General features: G+C 73.4%; 14 protein-coding genes and 2 pseudogenes. 6 read left to right on the top strand and 10 right to left on the bottom strand.

Features of this window, described 5'->3' with window-relative positions; translation table 11 throughout:
* Positions 1 to 5: 5 nt before the first annotated feature.
* From AC2RP6_RS08240 to AC2RP6_RS08225, 4 genes and pseudogenes are all read right to left on the bottom strand, one after another.
* Positions 6 to 677 carry a DUF4142 domain-containing protein gene (locus AC2RP6_RS08240; RefSeq protein WP_486445592.1) on the bottom strand — a complete coding sequence of 224 codons (672 nt, stop codon included), beginning with the start codon at positions 675 to 677 and terminating at the stop codon, positions 6 to 8.
* A 270-nt stretch (positions 678 to 947) separates the two neighbouring features.
* Positions 948 to 1,580: pseudogene (locus AC2RP6_RS08235) on the bottom strand (helix-turn-helix transcriptional regulator); the annotation flags it as partial.
* Between the two features lie 115 nt (positions 1,581 to 1,695).
* On the bottom strand, positions 1,696 to 2,391 hold the full coding sequence (locus AC2RP6_RS08230) for a sigma-70 family RNA polymerase sigma factor (RefSeq protein WP_486445591.1): 696 nt from the start codon (positions 2,389 to 2,391) through the stop codon (positions 1,696 to 1,698).
* Between the two features lie 211 nt (positions 2,392 to 2,602).
* Entirely contained in the window at positions 2,603 to 3,238 is a 636-nt protein-coding gene (locus AC2RP6_RS08225) for a hypothetical protein (protein ID WP_486445590.1), read from the bottom strand.
* 251 nt (positions 3,239 to 3,489) lie between these two features.
* On the opposite strand from AC2RP6_RS08225, the gene AC2RP6_RS08220 reads away from it, so the two are divergent.
* Together AC2RP6_RS08220 and AC2RP6_RS08215 are read left to right on the top strand one after the other, a co-directional pair.
* Positions 3,490 to 4,698 (top strand): MFS transporter, encoded by a 1,209-nt coding sequence (locus AC2RP6_RS08220; protein ID WP_486445589.1) that lies wholly within the window; start codon positions 3,490 to 3,492, stop codon positions 4,696 to 4,698.
* Positions 4,695 to 5,795 carry a sugar ABC transporter permease gene (locus AC2RP6_RS08215; RefSeq protein ID WP_486445588.1) on the top strand — a complete coding sequence of 367 codons (1,101 nt, stop codon included), beginning with the start codon at positions 4,695 to 4,697 and terminating at the stop codon, positions 5,793 to 5,795. The genes AC2RP6_RS08220 and AC2RP6_RS08215 overlap by 4 nt, the downstream gene beginning before the upstream one ends.
* A gap of 33 nt (positions 5,796 to 5,828) precedes the next feature.
* Here AC2RP6_RS08215 and AC2RP6_RS08210 read toward each other — a convergent pair whose 3' ends face one another.
* Positions 5,829 to 7,337 (bottom strand): DUF4246 domain-containing protein, encoded by a 1,509-nt coding sequence (locus AC2RP6_RS08210; protein ID WP_486445587.1) that lies wholly within the window; start codon positions 7,335 to 7,337, stop codon positions 5,829 to 5,831.
* Positions 7,338 to 7,559: 222 nt separating this feature from the next.
* Entirely contained in the window at positions 7,560 to 7,850 is a 291-nt protein-coding gene (locus tag AC2RP6_RS08205) for a hypothetical protein (protein WP_486445586.1), read from the bottom strand.
* Between the two features lie 278 nt (positions 7,851 to 8,128).
* Here AC2RP6_RS08205 and AC2RP6_RS08200 point away from each other — a divergent pair, with 278 nt between their 5' ends.
* The gene (locus AC2RP6_RS08200; protein WP_486445585.1) at positions 8,129 to 8,863 is read left to right on the top strand and encodes a hypothetical protein; all 735 of its coding nucleotides are present in this window, start codon (positions 8,129 to 8,131) and stop codon (positions 8,861 to 8,863) included.
* A 234-nt stretch (positions 8,864 to 9,097) separates the two neighbouring features.
* Positions 9,098 to 9,538, top strand: a complete 441-nt coding sequence (locus AC2RP6_RS08195; RefSeq protein ID WP_486445584.1) for a hypothetical protein — start codon at positions 9,098 to 9,100, stop codon at positions 9,536 to 9,538.
* 90 nt (positions 9,539 to 9,628) lie between these two features.
* Here the strand turns inward: AC2RP6_RS08195 and AC2RP6_RS08190 are convergent, their stop codons facing one another.
* Positions 9,629 to 10,045 (bottom strand): VOC family protein, encoded by a 417-nt coding sequence (locus AC2RP6_RS08190; protein ID WP_486445583.1) that lies wholly within the window; start codon positions 10,043 to 10,045, stop codon positions 9,629 to 9,631.
* Between the two features lie 247 nt (positions 10,046 to 10,292).
* On the opposite strand from AC2RP6_RS08190, the gene AC2RP6_RS08185 reads away from it, so the two are divergent.
* Positions 10,293 to 10,712: a TOBE domain-containing protein gene (locus tag AC2RP6_RS08185; RefSeq protein WP_486445582.1), complete on the top strand. Its 420-nt coding sequence runs from the start codon at positions 10,293 to 10,295 to the stop codon at positions 10,710 to 10,712.
* 7 nt (positions 10,713 to 10,719) lie between these two features.
* On the opposite strand, the gene AC2RP6_RS08180 is transcribed toward AC2RP6_RS08185, so the two are convergent.
* The 3 genes and pseudogenes from AC2RP6_RS08180 to AC2RP6_RS08170 form a co-directional block, all read right to left on the bottom strand.
* Positions 10,720 to 11,160 carry a molybdopterin-dependent oxidoreductase gene (locus tag AC2RP6_RS08180; protein WP_486445581.1) on the bottom strand — a complete coding sequence of 147 codons (441 nt, stop codon included), beginning with the start codon at positions 11,158 to 11,160 and terminating at the stop codon, positions 10,720 to 10,722.
* Positions 11,161 to 11,243: 83 nt separating this feature from the next.
* Positions 11,244 to 14,012: a molybdopterin-dependent oxidoreductase gene (locus AC2RP6_RS08175; RefSeq protein ID WP_486445580.1), complete on the bottom strand. Its 2,769-nt coding sequence runs from the start codon at positions 14,010 to 14,012 to the stop codon at positions 11,244 to 11,246.
* Between the two features lie 16 nt (positions 14,013 to 14,028).
* A pseudogene (locus AC2RP6_RS08170) lies at positions 14,029 to 14,832 on the bottom strand (FAD binding domain-containing protein); the annotation flags it as partial.
* A 226-nt stretch (positions 14,833 to 15,058) separates the two neighbouring features.
* Here AC2RP6_RS08170 and AC2RP6_RS08165 point away from each other — a divergent pair.
* A complete protein-coding gene (locus AC2RP6_RS08165) occupies positions 15,059 to 16,552 on the top strand; it encodes a PucR family transcriptional regulator (RefSeq protein WP_486445579.1) in 1,494 nt (497 codons plus the stop codon).
* The last annotated feature ends 70 nt before the right edge of the window (positions 16,553 to 16,622 follow it).

The following is a 16,622-nucleotide window of genomic DNA, read 5'->3' as shown; positions in this document are numbered from 1 at the left end:
ATCACTCACTTCGTCGGTGGGACATTGTCGGAGAGCCCGTCGAAGTCGACCAGCCCGGTGTCCTCCAGGACCGTGATGTGGTCCAGCACCGTGGCGTTGGCGGACGTGGCGAGGGCTCGCACCATGGAGTTGCGGGTCTGTGCCCGGATCCCGGCCAGCAGGCCGAACACCTTGCCGTGCGCTCGGCGCAGCAGCTGGGTGAACAGCCGTTCGTACTCGTCTCCCTTGGCGCGGTTCATCTGGCCCAGCCAGTCCTGCTGCTGGGCGGAAGGCTGGTTGGGCAGGTCGATGCCGAGGGCCTGGCCGACCTGGATGACCTGTCGGTCCAGTTCGGTGTGACCGTCGACGAGGTGGTCCCCTGCCGTCCGGATCGCGGGGCGCGAGCCGCGCTGCTGGGCCTGCCGCCCGGCGGGCAGCTCCCACAGCCCGGCGAGGCGGACCTTGCGGACGAAGTCCCGGTCCGCGGCCGTCAGCGGCCCGTAGGCCGTGCTCACCGTGCCGAGGCCGTCGTCATCCGCCGCCGCCGGTGCGGCGGCAGCGGCCGTGGCCCGGCTGCCGAACTTGTCCACCGGGACCAGCAGGGCGACCAGGGTGAGCGCGAGGGCGGTGATGACGACGCCGCTCGCGATCGAGTACCTGGTGGCCGTGGACCAGCCTCGTGTGGTTCTCCGCCGCAATGACAGCAATGTGCCTCCTCGCTCCGTGGGGCCGGGAAGGTGGCGGGGCAGGGAGGTTCCGCAAGCATGGTGCGGTGCAACACCCGCTTTCCCGGGGGTGACACGGGACGGTAGTGCCCGGTGTGACGCCCCCGCCGGAGCACATCACCATCGGACAAACACTCTGGCGCTTTCCGGAAAGGCTGATATCTTGCCGCGCGGGCGCCCGGGGCGTGCCGCACGCCCCCGCCTGCTCCGCGAGGGCGGCGGCCAAGGCGTGTCCGACGTCTCCTACACCTCCGGCGCAGGTGCCCCGTGGCGGGCGGCGATCGCCGTCGCGCGCGCGTGCTGGCCGTCGCGCAACCACTGCGGGGCCAGTACCCCGGCGCCCGGGACGAGTTGCCACAGAGCCCATTCGGCGTGCCGGCGGTCCTGGAAACGCACCTCCAGCCGCAGCCGGGCCCTCCGCATCGGCCTCCGCCTCCTCGGCGAGAACGGCCACCGCGCCGCCCGCCAGTTCCTCCCGCCGGGCCGCGTCCACCCGTACCAGCACGGTGACCTGGTCCGCGTCCGCCCGGAACCGTCTGCCGCGCTCCTGCCAGACCCGGTCCAGGTCGACGCGCTCCGGCCGCCGCGCCGGTTCGTCCCGTTCCTGCGCAGCCAGGACCCGCGCCAGCCGGTAGGTGCGGTCCGCCCCGGCCCGTGTGGCCGGCAGGTAGCCCTGGCCGCCCACCGTAACCAGGCCGACCGGGTCCACCGTGCGCCACTCGGGGGCCTGGTCCGCGGCGCGTAGTGGATGCGCAGCCGGTGGCCGGCGAACACCGCGCGCCGGACCTCCGTCACCACGGCGTCGGGCAGCTCCTCGGTGACCAGCCGCCGCGCCAGGGCGTCGGTCTCCGGGTCGATCAGCAGGCGCCGCGCCGCCACCGTCCCCGCCGGTACGGGACTGGTCCTCGTCGCGGGCCAGTACGGATCCGACCCGGACGGCGCCGTCGTCCCGGGACCGGAGCGCACCGGGCCCGGGACGGCGCCCTGCGGATCAGGCGGACGCAGCCGCGAGCACCACCTCACGCGCTCCCAGCGGGGCGCGCTCGGGCCGCTCGGCCGGGGCCGGGGGCTCCGGCGCGGCCGTTCGGGTGTCCGTCAACAGGGCGATGAGGGAGGTACGGGCCCGGGCGACGCGGGAGCGGACCGTGCCGATCGGGCATCCGACGGCCTCCGCCGCCTCCGCGTAGGGCAGGCCCAGCAACTGCGTGAGCACGAAGGCCTCCCGCCGCTCGGCCGGGATCGCGGCCAGCAGCTCCGCCAGGGCGATGCCGTCCTCGAAGCCCGGTACGCCGTGCGGCTGCGCCTGCTCGGCGGCCGTCTGCCAGTCGCAGCGGTCCGACAGCCGCGGCCGCGCGGCGGCGTGGCGCAGGCTGTCCACGACGGTGCGCCGGGCTATGGACAGCAGCCACGTACGCGCGGAGGAACGGCCCTCGAACCGGTGCAGTCCGGCGAGCGCGCGCAGGAACACGTCCTGGGTCAGGTCGTCGGCCGCCTGCGCGTCGGCGCTCAGGTAGGCGACGTAGCGCCAGACGTCGCGGTGGAGTGCGCGCACAAAGCGGTCCGTCTTCGCGCGGTCGCCGTCGCGGGCGTCGAGCGCCAGCCGGGTCACCGCCTCGTCGGAGGCCTCCGTGTGGCGGGCGGGACGCGCGCCGGTGGTACAGGAAGGGGTGGTCGGGGCAGCAGTCATCGCCAAAGGTCCTTATGTGCAAGGGGAGTCCGGCGCCGCGCGTGCGACGGGGCCGGTGAGGGCACGGCCTGCCCGCAGGCACGGCCGAGGGCCCGAGGCGCGGCAGCCACGTGCCTGGTGCGGGAGACGAGACGCACGAGGTAGGGCAGTGGCGGTGCGGGGCGTGCGCGAGAGGGGTCGCGCACGCGGACGCGGCTCGGGTGACCAGCTGTCAGAGGACAGCGGTCGCCGTCGGCGGACCCCTTGAGGTGATGGCATGGACGAGCAACAGCCGGCGCGGTGCCCGCGGGCGCCGCCTCCGGCGCACCCGCGGACGCGGCCGGTGCGCGACGACGGCCGGTCGCAGCAGCAGGCACATCGGGACCCACAGCCGTGCGGCCGCGGCACGCAGCACGCGGAAGAGGGCCCGCTCGCCGTGGGCGAGCCACAGGCCGCACAGCACGGCGGCCAGCAGGTGGGCGACCAGCATTCCGGCCGGTGACATGAACACCGGTGCCACGAAGGAGGATCCATGGCCCCCACCGGCCATGTGCAGGGCCGCCGGGGCGGAGGCCGCGTCGGCCGTCCCGTGCCCGGCGTGGTGCGCGTGCCCCGCCACTTCCACGGCCGCGGACTCCGGCGCGGGCCGCACGAGGGACTGGGCCAGGGAGAATCCGGAGTGGAGCACGGCCTGTACGGCGACGGCGGCGCCCGTGACGGAGAGGATCCCGCGCTCACGGCCGGCGAGGGACCAGGCCGTCGCCGCCGCCGCTCCGAACCCGACGGGCAGCGCCCACCAGGGCACCGCCGCGCCCGACATGAGCACGTGTCCCGTCGCCGCGAGCAGCACGCAGAGGGCTGCGAACATCGCAGCCCTCAAGGCGCGTAAACAGCGGACGACCGGCTCCATGGCGGGGCTCATCCTCGCACCGGCCTCCCGAGCCGCACACCGGGGTACGCACTTCCGGACAAGTTTCCGCAACTCGGCCGTGGCACGGCCGGACCGACTGCCTCGTGTGGTGCAGGGCACAGCGGAACGCGGGAACCCGCCCGCCGTTCCACCCGACTGACTACCCGTTCGATCGAGGAGTTCAACGTCCCGGGAGGGGAGACTTCGTGGTGTCGGAAGGCACGGCGACGGTATCGCCGGCAGGGCAGGACGGCGCGGCGGGCGGACGGCTGACGGCGCTCCTGACCTGCGCCATGGCGTTCTCGATGCTGCAACTGTTCCTGCTGGGGGCGCTCGGCCCGCGTCTCGTGGACGAACTGGGCGTATCACCTGCACTGTTGGGTCTGACCACGACGATCGGCTTCGGAACGGCCGCCGCCCTCTCTCCGGCGGGCGGCCGGATCGTGGACCGGATCGGCCCGCGGCGCTCGCTCGTCGCACTGCTGCTGCTCTCCGCGGCCGCTCTCGCCCTGATCGGCGCCGCCCCCGGCGCCGGCCTGCTGCTGGGCGCCGTCGCACTGGGCGGCGTACCGCAGGCGCTGGCCAACCCCGCCACCAACAAAGCCGTCCTGCGCGCCGTCCCGCCCGCCCGGCGCGGCGCCGTCACCGGCCTCAAGCAGTCCGGCGTACAGCTGGGCGCCTTCGCGGCCGGGGCGCCGCTGGCGGCGCTCGCGGGCGGGATCGGCTGGCGGGGCGCGGTGTGGACGGGCGCGGCCGCCGCCCTGCTCACCGGGCTGTGGGCACTGCGGGTGCTGCCCGCGGACCCCCCGCCGCCGCCCGCCGGCCCCCGTACGGAACTCGTCCCGCGCGCGATGGTGGCCTGGCTGGCCGCCTTCTCGCTGTTCCTCGGCGCGGGCATCGCCTCCGTGAACACCTACCTCGCCCTCTTCGGCGCGCAGCGCCTGGGCCTGGGGCCGACGACCGCGGGCGCCCTGGTCGCCGTCCTGGGAGTGGCCGGGATCGCCGGCCGCGTGGGCTGGTCCAGGGCGGCCCGCCCCGGACGGGCCGAATGGCTCCCCGGATGGCTCGCGCTCGGCGCGCTGGGCGCCGCCGCCCTGCTGGGAGCCTCACTCCTGCTGGGCCCGCTGGTGTGGGCCGGCGCGGTGGCCGTCGGAGTCTTCGCCGTCTCCGGCAACGCGGTCTCGATGGTGCTGGTCCTCCAGCGGGCCGCCCCCGGCCGGGCCGGACAGGACTCCGCGCTGGTCGCGGCCGGGTTCTTCGCCGGATTCGCCCTGGGTCCGCCGCTGTTCGGGCTGCTCGCGCAGAGCGGACGGTACGGACCGGGCTGGTTCCTGGTGGCGGCGGAGTTCGCGGTCGCCGCGGCCGTCGCGTTCCTGTGGGCGGTACGGGACCGGACCCGCCGCGGGGGCACGCGGTGAGCGCCGGCACCGGCCGGGCCCTGGCCGCGGTCATGGAGCGGGTCGCGGTGACCGCGGCCCACGTGGGACACCGCTTCCCGCTGTACGCCGACCCCGCCGACGGGCGGTGGACCACGACCGGCCGCGGTTCCTGGACCGGCGGCTTCTGGGCCGGGCTGCTCTGGCTGCGGGCGCGGTACACCGGGGCCGCGTCCGACCGGCGGGCCGCCGCCGCGTGCACGGCCCGGCTCGCGCCGTGGGCCCGCGCCGACACCGCCACCCGCGGCCTCATCTTCTGGTACGGCACCGCCGCGGCCGGCGACGACGCCGGGGCCGCCTCGATCCGGGCCCTGGCGGCCAGGGCCTGCCTGGCGGACTGGGACCCGGAACTCGGGATCCTGCCCTGGGGCGACGCCCTCGGCGGGCCCCGCCTGCTCGCCCGCGTGGACGCCGTACCCGGCACGGTGCCGCTCCTGGCGGCCGCCGGACCGGGCGGTGCGGACGCGGCGGCCGCCCACCTCCACCGTCACCTGGACCTCTGCCTCGGCCCGCCCGGCGGCGCGGACGACGAGGCGACCGCGGGGCCGCGGCCCGCCCTGCGTTTCGAGCCGGACACCGCCCGGTGGCTGCCGCGGGAGGACCCGCCGCCGGGCTGGAGCCGGGGGCGGGCCTGGCTGCTGCTGGCGGTGGCCGACGCACTGCTCTCTCCGCCCGGCCCGGCGGCCGACCCCGTACGCCTCACCGGGGCGGCCGCCCGGCTCCTCGCCGGGGGCGCCCTGCTGACCGGACATCCCGTCCCCCGGGCCGACACCGCCCTCCCGGACGGCCCCCGCGACACCTCGGCCGCCGCGATCACGGCCGTCGCCCTGCTGAAACTGGCCCGGACCCCCGGCCCCCGCGCGGAGCAGTACGCGCTGCGGGGCGCGGAGATCCTCGACCACCTCGTCCGCTTCCACCTCACCGCCGACGGCGGCGGCCGCCCGGCCGGAATGCTGCTGGACGGCTGCTACGACGCGGCCGCCGGGACGGCCGTGCGCCACGAACTGGTGTGGGGCGACTTCTTCCTGGCCCTCGGCCTGGCCGCCCTCCACGGAGTCGTGGACCTCACCCGTACATAGGGGACGCGCGACGCCCCGGAGGACGTACCGGCCTCAGTGCTCGCAGAGGGAGAACTCCCGCTCGAAGAGCTGCTCGTTGTGTTCGTCGACGAAGAACTTCCGCTCGTGCATCAGCTGTTCGCGGTACTCCTTCGCCTGCTCCAGGGTCATCGTCGAGGTCTCGGCCCAGGGCTGCTGCGGCGGCACGTCGGACGTCGAGACGATCCGCCGCGACGGGTCGACCAGGAAGAAGGCGAGGATCTTGCGGTGTCCCGGGCGCGTGGGATCCGCGAGGCGGAACGCGTCGACGCGGTGCTGCAGGACGTTCGGGAACGCCAGGCAGCGGCCCGCCGGCGTCGCCGTCGAGCCCAGCGGCTGGTTCAGCGCGTCCTCGTCCTCCAGGCCGTAGACCTCGCGCAGGCCGTCGTCGTCGTTCTGCTCGTAGTCCGGGTCGTCGAGCGCGGCCCGGAAGCCCAGCCGGCTCTCGGTGATGTTCTCGCTGTCCCAGTAGTAGAGGGCGGTGGAGACGATCCGCTCGTTCAGCATCCCCTCGACGTGCCAGGAACCGCCCGCGTACTCCGGCCGGTCCGGGGTCAGGTGGATCGTGGCGAGCTTGACGATGACCTGGAGGCCGCGCCCGCGCAGATCGACCCGGTCCGACTCCGCGAGCGGCTCGGGCGCGGTGAAGGCCGGGGCGTCCGGCACGACCGGCCGCCGGGTCTCCCACCACTGCTCGTGGGCGTCCGCCCACGCGTTCCGGGCCTCCTTGTACGCCGCGTCGTCGCTGAAGTCGGACTTGTGCGGGTACACCGGCTCCGAGTCGTACCACCCGTAGGGGTCGGCCTCGATCCGCAGGGGCCGCGGGTGACGCAGGTCCGTGAGGACGTTCTCCAGCAGCGGGCGCATGCGCGCGAACAGGTCCGGCAGGACCGAGACGAGCCCGGCGTGGGTCTCGGGGTGGACGTTGTTGACGTACGAACGGAAGGCGACGCCGCCGTCCTCATCGACGTCGACATCGGTGGGCAGCCACTGGAACTTCTCGGAGAACTCGTACTTCGACCAGCGGTCCGTCGGGTTCTTCCAGGCGCTCTCCGGAGCCCCGCTCGCCTCCCGCACCAGGCAGAACAGCGAAGGATGCACCAGGTCCAGCACCTGGCCGTCGGACCCGGGGTGCCAGTCCTTCTCCGCTTCGGGCACCTCTTCCAGCACCCGCACCGCCTCCCGCAGCCGGGACCTGAGCGCGTCGTCGACCAGCGAGTCCGACTGCCACACCCCGTCGACGGCGGACACCTCGACGCCGGTCCGCGGGTCCCGCAGCGAGGCGTAGTACCGCAGTTCGTCCAGCACGTAGCGGACCTGCGCCTCGGTGAGGCCCTGGGCGACCGCCTCCCGTGTCCACCGGGCGGTGATCTCGGCGTCGTTCATCTTGTCGAACCACCCCGGCTTCGACCGGATGAGCGCGCTGCACTGCATCATCTGGACCTCCCGCAGCGTTCGGGGTTTCGCGAACGCTATGGAACGTGACGTGTTGAAGGGCAGCGGGAAGGCAGACATGCCGGTCAATTCTCTCGGTCCTCCGAGTCGGTGTGCGGTGGCCGGAAGAATACTTCAGCGCACTGACACCGGCCCCGACCCGCTACCCGGCACGGCCGTGCCCCCGCAGCACACGGCTTGACGAGCCCCCCTTCCGTACAGGCGCCCTGCCAGGCGGCTGCCCGGCGCGCGGCCCGCGCGCACACCAGGTCGAAGGCCCGCTGTGCCTGGCCATGACGGCGGGATGGAACGCTACTGCCCGAGGATCCGGGCGCCTGCGGCAACGAGGCCAAGGTGGGCGACGGTCAGCAGGAGCCACCCTCCGAAGCCCATGCGCCAGCGGTTGCGTGCCAGCGCCTGCCATTCGAGAGCGACGCTCCCGATGGTGACGGCCAGCAGCGGGATCCAGAGCAGGGCCCACCAGGACCAGACGCCGCCGTAGTGGAGCACGGCACCGGTCGCTCCGGTGAGGGGCACCTGCAGCTGCCAGGAAGGCGTTCGCTGCGCGGCGTCGGTGGGCTCGGCAGTGGAGGGACGGTGCATCGCTGACGACCTTTCATTCGGTGATGCGTCCGGAAATGGCCACATGTGCTCAATGGTCCGTCAGTTCGATGGGGGGCGGAGTATGCAGGGGTGAGGAGAACGTCAACGAGGAAAAGGCGGCGGCGCAGATGGGAATGAAGAGGTTCGCAGTCGTGGGAGCGCTGGCGCTCCTGTCGACCGTGGGCGTGGATGGCGCGTTGGCGGCGCCCGCCGAGGACCCTCCCGAGCCCGTGCCCAGCGGTGGGGAGGTATTGGTGAGCCCTGGTGGGCGAGTGGCGGTGACGACCGAAGCCGTGAGGTCCGGGGACGCCTTCAGCGGGGTCAGGATCACCTCCGCCGCCTTCGCCGCCGACGGCGTCTTCCGTAGGGACGACAGTCTGCTCAAGGCGGTGGCAACGGTCGCCTGTACGGCCGAGCCCGGTTCGTACCAAGTGCGGTTCGGCGCGTCCCCGACCGAGGACATCGGCGGTGAGATCAATCGTCTGTGGGGGACGGTCGTCGTGGCTCCGGCCGGGCCTGAACAGCGGGCGGAGTGTGCGCGGCAGGTGGCGGCGCGCCCGCCGGAGTCGATGGAGGAGCGCTATCCCGCCGACTCCTCCTGGCCGGCATCCCCGTGGGACGTACGTTCCGTACCCGCAGGCGGGGAACTGGAGGCCAAGGACGGCCTGGAAACGGGCAGCGACGGCATGGTGGAACTGTCGTCACCCGGCTTCACCGAGCCGGTGGTGATGCACGGCGACAAGCTGGTGTCCGCCACGGTCCGGATCCGGTGCGACGCCGAGCCCGGAATCCACGTCGTGCACTGGAACGAGAAGGGCAGGCCGGCCAAGGAGTGGGCCCGCTACCGTGTGACGTCCGCACCGGCGAACTGCAACGACGCGGCGTCCGCGCCCGAGGGGACCGGGGCCCGAGCATGGAGGCCCTGGACGTACGGCACGGCAGTCGCCCTCGCGGCCGGTGGTGTGGGCGCAGCACTGTGGCTCCGGACGCGGCGGGTCCGCTCGGCCCGGTGAGCCGCGGGACGTCCCGCCCCCTGCCGTTGTGGCGGCTGCGGCCCGCCAGGCGTGCGCAGAGGACCCGGCTCGGCTGGTCCCCAGGCACCGCGGGGGCCGGCACGTCACCCCATTCGGTCGGTCCGGTCGGTCACGGTGTTCTCGCTGTGGGACGGTCGACTCGGCAACCCGCAGCTGCGCGGCGGGCCCTTGGCCCACGTGCAGTGCTCCTCGTGCTCGAAGGGAAGAACGTCCATGTCGCACTCGCCGTCACCCACTCCCGAGCAGCACCTCGTCTCAGCGAAGCGGGGGCTCGGACTGCCGGTCATCGTCGTCATCTGCGGGTCCACCCGCTTCATGGACGCGATGACCGAGGCGGACCTCCAGGAGACCGTGGCCGGTCGGATCGTGGTCCGTCCGGGCTGCAACATGAAGGAGCCGCACCCGCTGTGGGCCGACGCGGCGGAGGCGGCGGAGCTGAAGCACCGCCTCGACGACCTGCACCGCGCGAAGATCCGCCTCGCCGACGAAGTGCTGGTCGTCGGCGACCACATCGGGGACTCAACCCGCTCGGAGATCGACTACGCCCGGGCCCTGGGCAAGCCGATCCGCTTCACACACCCCGAGGTCGAGAACGGTCGGCACGCCCCTGGGACCGGCGAGAGCTGCGCCGGGGTCACGGCCTCCGGCCCGTAGGTGCTCGCTGCGCGGGTCCAACCCGCCCATCACAGTGGTCGGGCGCGCGGCGCCCCGGGGTTCCCGCCGCTGCGAAACCCCCGGGTCGGCTCAGGCGGGCTCGTCCTGGAGGTTCAGCTGCCAGGACACGCCGAAGCGGTCGTTGACCCAGCCGAACCGGGCGCTGAAGCCGTACGCGCCCACGGGCATCAGTTCCCGGCCCTGGTCGGCGAGGGCCGCGTAGAGCCGGTCCAGCTCGGCCGCGGTCCCGCACTCCACGAAGAGGGAGACCGCCGGAGTGAAGCCGAACTCGTGCTTGACGTAACTGTCGATGCACATGAACCGCTGTCCGGCGAGCGCGAACGTGGCGCGCAGCACCGTGCCCTCCTCGCCCGGGCCCTCGGGACCGTAGCGGGTGATGTCGACGACCTCGGAATCCTCGAAGAGGGAGGTGTAGAAGGTCAGCGCCTCCTCGGCCCTGCCCTCGAACATCAGGAACGTGGTGATCTTCTGCGGTGCCGAGGCCATCGAGCCGGTCCTCCGGGTGACGGGGCGGGTGCGGGTACGGGTACGGGTACGGGTGCTTCGCGGCCGAGGGTAGGACACGGCACCGACAACGGCTCCCGCGACGCGCGACGCGGCAGGTGCCAGCCAGGAGGGTGGTCGTGGTCGGCGGATGAGAGGGGTCCTGAACGGGGACGGGCAGGCCCGCCTACTGTCGGTCACGCGCCGTCCGTTCGGGCCGCGCACCGTTCACACAAGAGGTCTGCCCTTCATGAGTCTCAGCATCCGCAACCGGATCGCAGGAACCGTCACCGCCGTCACCGTCGGCGAGGCCATGGCGGCGGTCAAGGTCCGCCTGGAAGGGGGCCAGGACATCACCGCGGCCATCACCGCCGACGCCGTCAAGGACCTCGGCCTCGCCGCGGGCTCCGCGGTCACGGCCCTGGTCAAGGCCACCGAGGTGGCCCTGGCCACCGGAGCGGTGGAGAACATCTCCATCCGCAACCAGCTCACCGGCACCGTCGTCGACGTGGCCGCCGGCCCGGCCATGGCGGTGGTACGCGTGGACGTGAACGGCGGCGGCCTGACCGCGGCCGTCACCGCCGAAGCCGTCGAGGCGCTGGGCCTGGCCGCCGGCTCGTCCGTCGTGGCTCTGATCAAGTCGACCGAGATCTCCCTCGCCACGGCCTGATCCGTCCTCAGATGTCCGGTGCGGCCAGCGCACCGAACCACACGTGGGTGACCGCGCTGACGTAGCGCGCCCCGCACCGGTCCGACGGGACCACCAGCTGCGCCCCCGCCTCGTCGAGGTCCTCGCCGTCGAGGCGGGTCGCCAGCAGCACCGGGCTGTCGCGGAAGTCGGCGTCCAGCTCGGCCCACGCCAGCACGCTGTGGTGGCCGTCGCCGCCGCTGACGGCGAGCAGGAACCGGGACCGGTCCTTGCGGCGGTCCGCGTCGTAGGCCGGGCCGGCCCCCGCGACCACGTCGCGCAGCAGCGCTCCCTCGAAGACGTGACGCTGCGGACCGTTGGTTGCGCAGTCGAACACCACCTCCGCGCGGTGCTGTTCCCATCCCCGAAGGTCCGCGACGCTCAGCGTCGCCGGGTGGTCCAGGTCCCCGTGCAGCATGAATGTGGCCATGGCAGTGCGATGCCCAGGAACCCTCCCTCCGGAAACGTATCTGCCACCCGCATCTCACGATGTGACTGGCAATTCGGCGGCTTCTACGCGGGCTCGGCTTGCATTCTCTGCCACACCACGTCCCGGGTCACCGGCAACCGTGTGAACCGCACCCCGGTGGCGTCCCGCAGGGCGTTGGCGAAGGCCGGGGCCACGGGGTTGAAGGGGCTCTCGCTCATCGACTTGGCGCCGAGCGGGCCGATGGCGTCCGAGGTCTCCATGAAGTGCACCTCGGTACGCGGGACGTCCGCGTACTGCGGAAGGCGGTAGCGGCGGAACGTCGCCGTGGTCACCTCGCCGCGCTCGTCCACCCGTACCGTCTCGAAGAGGGTCGCTCCGAGCGCCTGGGCCACGCCTCCCTCCACCTGGCCGCGGCACTGCATCGGGTTCATGACCTTGCCGGCGTCCGCCGCGTGCACGCTGCGCAGGATCCGCATCTCGCCGGTGTCCGGGTCGACCGCCAGACGGAACCACTGCGCGTTGAAGGCGACCGAACGCGGCGAGCCGCTCCAGTGGCCGTCCGCCGCGATCTCGTCCAGCCTGCCCGCCTGGTACGCGGCCTCGTACAGCTCCTTGAGGGTGACGACGCGGCCCGCGCAGTCGAAGGCCTCCGCCCCCAGCACGCACAGGTGCCGGGCCACGCCGGTGTGGCGGGCCGCGAAGGTCTTCAGGCGCTGCGCGAGGGAGTCGGCCGCCAGCATCACGGCCTTGCCCGCCACCACCGTGCCGGCCGAGCCGAACGCGCCCGTGTCGTGGCGGACCACGTCGGTGTCGGACTGGCGGACCGCGATCCGGTCGACCGTGGTGTTCAGCGCGCCGGCGGTGATCTGCCGGTGGACGGTGGTCGTGCCGTTGCCGAACTCGGCGGTGCCCACCGCGATGTCGTACGTGCCGTCGCGCAGCAGGGTGACGCGCGCGTCGGCGAAGTGGCCGCCCGGGGGACCGGTCGCGATCATCGCGACCGCCGAGCCGGTGCCGGTGAGCCAGCCCTCCGGCACGTCCTCGTGGCTCGTGTCCTCGGCGACGGCCCTGCGGATGACGTCCATGCACTGCTTCATCCCGTACGAGGCGATGAAGAGGTCCGGTTCGTGGCCGATCGGGGTGACGATGTGGTCGCCGGCACCGATGACGTTCTTCTCGCGCAGTTCGAGCGGGTCCATGCCGAGCCTGACGGCGAGTTCGTCCATCACCGATTCGAGGGCGAAGAGGACCTGGCCCAGGCCGTAGCCGCGGAACGCCCCGGCCGGCACGCCGTTGGTGTAGACGGAGTACGCCTCCACCTCCTTGTTCGGCGCCTTGTAGACGGCGAAGGACTCGCCGACGCTGTGGAACATGACCGCCGGGCCGTGGTTGCCGTAGGCGCCGGTGTTGGAGACCACGCGGATGCGCAGCGCGGTCAGGGTGCCGTCGGACCTGGCCCCGATCCTGATGGTGATCTTGAAGGGGTGGCGGGTGGTGGCCCCGTGGAACTGTTCGGCCCGGGTGAACTCCAGCTTCACCGGGCGCCGCAGCTTCAGGGCGGCGAGGACCACGATGTCCTCGGTCAGCATCTCCTGCTTGCCGCCGAAGCCGCCGCCCACGCGGCCCGCGACGACGCGGACCTCGTCCTCGCCCAGGTCGTACAGGGCGCACAGCGCCCGCCGGGTCAGGAACGGCGCCTGGGTGGAGGAGCGGACGGTGATGCGTTCGCCGTCGCCCTCCTCCTTCGGTTCGAAGTACGCGACGCTGCCGTGGGTCTCCAGGCTGGCGTGCTGCACGCGCTGGGTGTGGAAGGTCTCCTCGTATACGACGTCCGCCTCGGCATAGCCCCGCTCCATGTCGCCGATGGTGTGGTGGACCTCGCCGCACACGTTGTTCCCGGCGCGGGCGATCCCCGACTCGGGCCCCTTGGGGTGGAGCACGGGGGCACCCGGGAGCATGGCCTCCTCCGGGTCGATGACGTACGGCAGTTCCTCGTACGTGACGACCACACGGCGGCAGCCCTCTTCGGCGGCCTGCTCGCTGTCGGCGACCACCGCGGCCACGCGCTGGCCGACGAAGCGCACCACGTCGTCCAGGACGCGGGTGTCCATCGGGTCCTCGGTGGGATGCTCGTGCCGCGCCGAGGAGTAGAGCCGGTCGGGCGCGTCGTGGTGGGTGAACACGGCGTGCACACCGGGGACCTGCAACGCCTCGGTGGTGTCGATGGAGACGATCCGGGCGTGCGGGTGCGGCGAGCGCAGCAGCTTCATGTGCAGCAGCCCCGGCACCTCGACGTCGAAGGTGTAGCGCGCGGTGCCGGTGACCACCTGGGGGCCGGCGGGCGCACCGAGGCTCCTGCCGACCGCCTCGCCCGCGCAGGGGCTCTCGGTGTGCTTGACGCCGCGCACCGCGTCCTCGATGGCGCGGTAGCCCGTGCAGCGGCAGATGTTGCCCTTGAAGGCGCGCGGGAGGTCCTCCAGCTTGCCGTCGTCGTGCGCGGTGCCCCGCTCGGCCCGGAGGGCGGAGGTGGTCATCAGGAACCCGGCGGTGCAGAAGCCGCACTGGAAGCCCTGGGCGTCGAGGAACTGCTGCTGGACGGGGTGGAGTTCGCCGTCCGCCCTGGCCAGGCCCTCGACGGTGGTGACGGCGCGGCCCCGGGCGCGGACGGCCGGGTACAGGCAGCTGTGCACGGGCTGCCCGTCCACGTGGACGGTGCAGGCACCGCAGTCGCCCTGGTCGCAGCCCTTCTTCACGCCGAACCAGCCGCGCTCGCGCAGATAGGTGCGCAGGCACTGGCCGGCGCGCGGCTCGGTGCCGAAGCGCTGCTCGTTGATCTCGATCTCGTACGTCATCGGTGTTCCTCGGGGGTAGCTCGCGGCGGATCTCCTCGGCCTGGAGCAGGGCCATGTGCCGACGCCAGGCGGGCAGGCCGTGGATGTCGTCGAACCACTCGTCGGCCCGGACGGTGCCGTCGATCGCCGCGCGCAGTTCGGCGGCGGTCGGCGGCAGCGCGAACCAGAAACGGAAGGGTCGGGTGGTGGCGGCGCTGACGGTGACCGCGAGGGAGCCGTCCGCGGGGTCGCTCGCGCCGATGACGAGGGAGCCGGAGCGTCCGAGTCCGTAGAGGGAGGCCTGCCGGAAGGCCGTACGGCAGTCCAGTGCCCGCGCGGGAAGCCGTACGGAGCGCAGCAGCTCCCCGTCGCGCAGCACCTTGGTGCCGGCGCCGGTGATGAAGTCGGGGACGGGCAGCCGGCGCGTGGCACCGTCCTGGCCCTGGAGCAGGACGGTGCCGTCGAGGGCGGCGGTGAGGGAGATCATCGGGCCGGCCGGGAGGCCGTTGCAGAGGTTCCCGCCGACGGTGGCCATGTTCCAGATCTTGAAGCTGGCGAGGAACGCCCGGCAGCACTGCTCGAAGAGCGGGGCGGCGGTGGTCGGCAAGGTCCGGGCGAACCGCGAGAGTTCCGTGATCGTGCAGGTCGCGGCGATGTCGAGGGATCCGTCGGGCTGCCAGGACAGGGGCGGCCAGCCCATCCGGGACAGGTCGACCAGGCGGCGGACGTGCGGCTGCGGCTCGGAGAAGAGGTAGGTGCCCCCGCCGAGCCAGGCGTCGCCCGGGCGCCAGGGTTCGCGATGCCGCGCATCGCGCACGTCGAGCACCGTGTGGAGATCCAATTCGCGCCACCAGCCTTTCCGGCCTGACATGGGGTTTCAGCCAGTGAAGCAACGGGGGAGGGGGCGGGACGACTGGTCCCGGGCACGGAATCCAACGAGTCGGGAGAGCCGGTGTCTGGAGGATCGACCAAGAGCCTGATCGGGCGATGTGCCTAGCATTTACTATGTCCAGGCCTCTGTTTGCCTCGCGAATGTGGGCAGCCGCCTACCGCTGGGAGTTACCGCCATGCACGTCCACGACCTGCTCCAGCTCGACAGCCTCGGCCTCAGCCTGCTCTGGGGCGAGGAGGCCCTTCTCGGCCAGGAGGTCGTCGGGGTCACCGCCACCGACCTGGAGGAGCCGGGTCGCTTCCTCGGGCCCGGCGAGCTCGTGCTGAGCGGCCTGGTGTGGTGGGCCGACGGCGACGCCGCCAAGGCGGACCGTTTCGTCTCAGCCCTCGCCGAGGCCGGGGCGACCGCCCTGCTGGCCGGGGAGGAGACCCACGGCCGGGTACCGGACGCACTCGTCGCCGCCTGCCGCAGCCACCGGGTGCCGATCGTCGCCGTGCCCGCCCGGACCAGCTTCCGGGCCGTGACCGAAGCGGTGTACCTGCGCCAGTGGGGCGACCTCAGCCGCCGCCCGACCCGGCTCTTCGCCCTGCCGGAGAACGTGCGCGCCGAACTGAGCCGGCTGGTGGAGGACGGCGCCGGCCCGGCCGAGCTGCTGGACCGGGCGTGCGCCCACCTGGGCCGGGTCGCCTGCTACCTGCTGACCGCGAGCGGCCGCACGGTCGCCCGGACGCCCTCGGCGCCCGAACTCCCGGCCCGGCAGGCCTCGGCCGCCGCGGCGCGGGGCGGAGTGTGGCTGCGGATCGAGGCGGAGAGCTCCCCGTACGACGCCTGGCAACTGCACGTGCCGGAACCGGACGTGGCACCGCCGCGCGTGCTCCACGAGATCGCCGACGTCCTCGCCCGGTGCCGCGAGGGGCAGGTCCGCCGGCTCGCCGCGGACCGGCCGGCCGGCCGGGAGCTCATCGGTGTGCTGGAGGGGACCCCGGCCGTCCCCGCCCGGGCCCCGGCCCCCGCCCAGGCCGCGGCCGACACGGGAGCGCTGGAGAAGGCGCTCGCCGTCGCCGGTCTGCCCGCGGGCGGCCCGTACCGGGTCCTGGTCGCCACCTGTGGCGACGCCCTGGCGGAGGGACTGGCGCACCTGGACGGCGCCGCCCACGCCGTCGGCCGGTCCGTGGCCGTGCTGCACGACGACCCGGCATCCGGGTACGACGCGGTGGACCGGCTGCGCGCCGTGTGGCCGCTGCTCCAGCAGTGCGGGGACGGGCAGACGCCGCTGCGGCTGGGCGTGGGGGCCCGCACCGAGGGCGCGGAGGGGCTGCGCGCCTCCCTCAACCAGGCCAGGTTCGCGCTGACCGCGGCGGACGAAGCGGCAGCGGTGCGCGAGGTCGAGCAACTGGACACCCTCGGCCGGCTCATGGCGGGGATCCCGCCGGAGGTGCGGACGGTCTTCGGCACCCGCATCCTCGGGGCGCTGGGGGACGGGATGCTGCGCGAGACCCTGGAGGTCTTCCTGGCGAACAACTGCTCCTGGGCGCGCACGGCCGAGGCGCTCCACCTGCACGTCAACACGGTCCACTACCGGATCGAGCGGGTGGAGACCCTCACGGGCCGGGACCTGTCCCGCCTCGACCACAAGCTGGACCTGTACGCGGCACTGCGCTGCGGCTGATCGATCCGCAGCGAGGTCAACCCGCCCGCCAGCAGCGGCACTTGTGGTCGCGGCTTCGGGTTCTACCGGG

It is taken from the genome of Streptomyces sp. WAC03905 (genome assembly GCF_057371075.1).
Note: the sequence above shows the minus strand (reverse complement) of the source record. Positions and strands in the feature narration are given on the sequence as shown.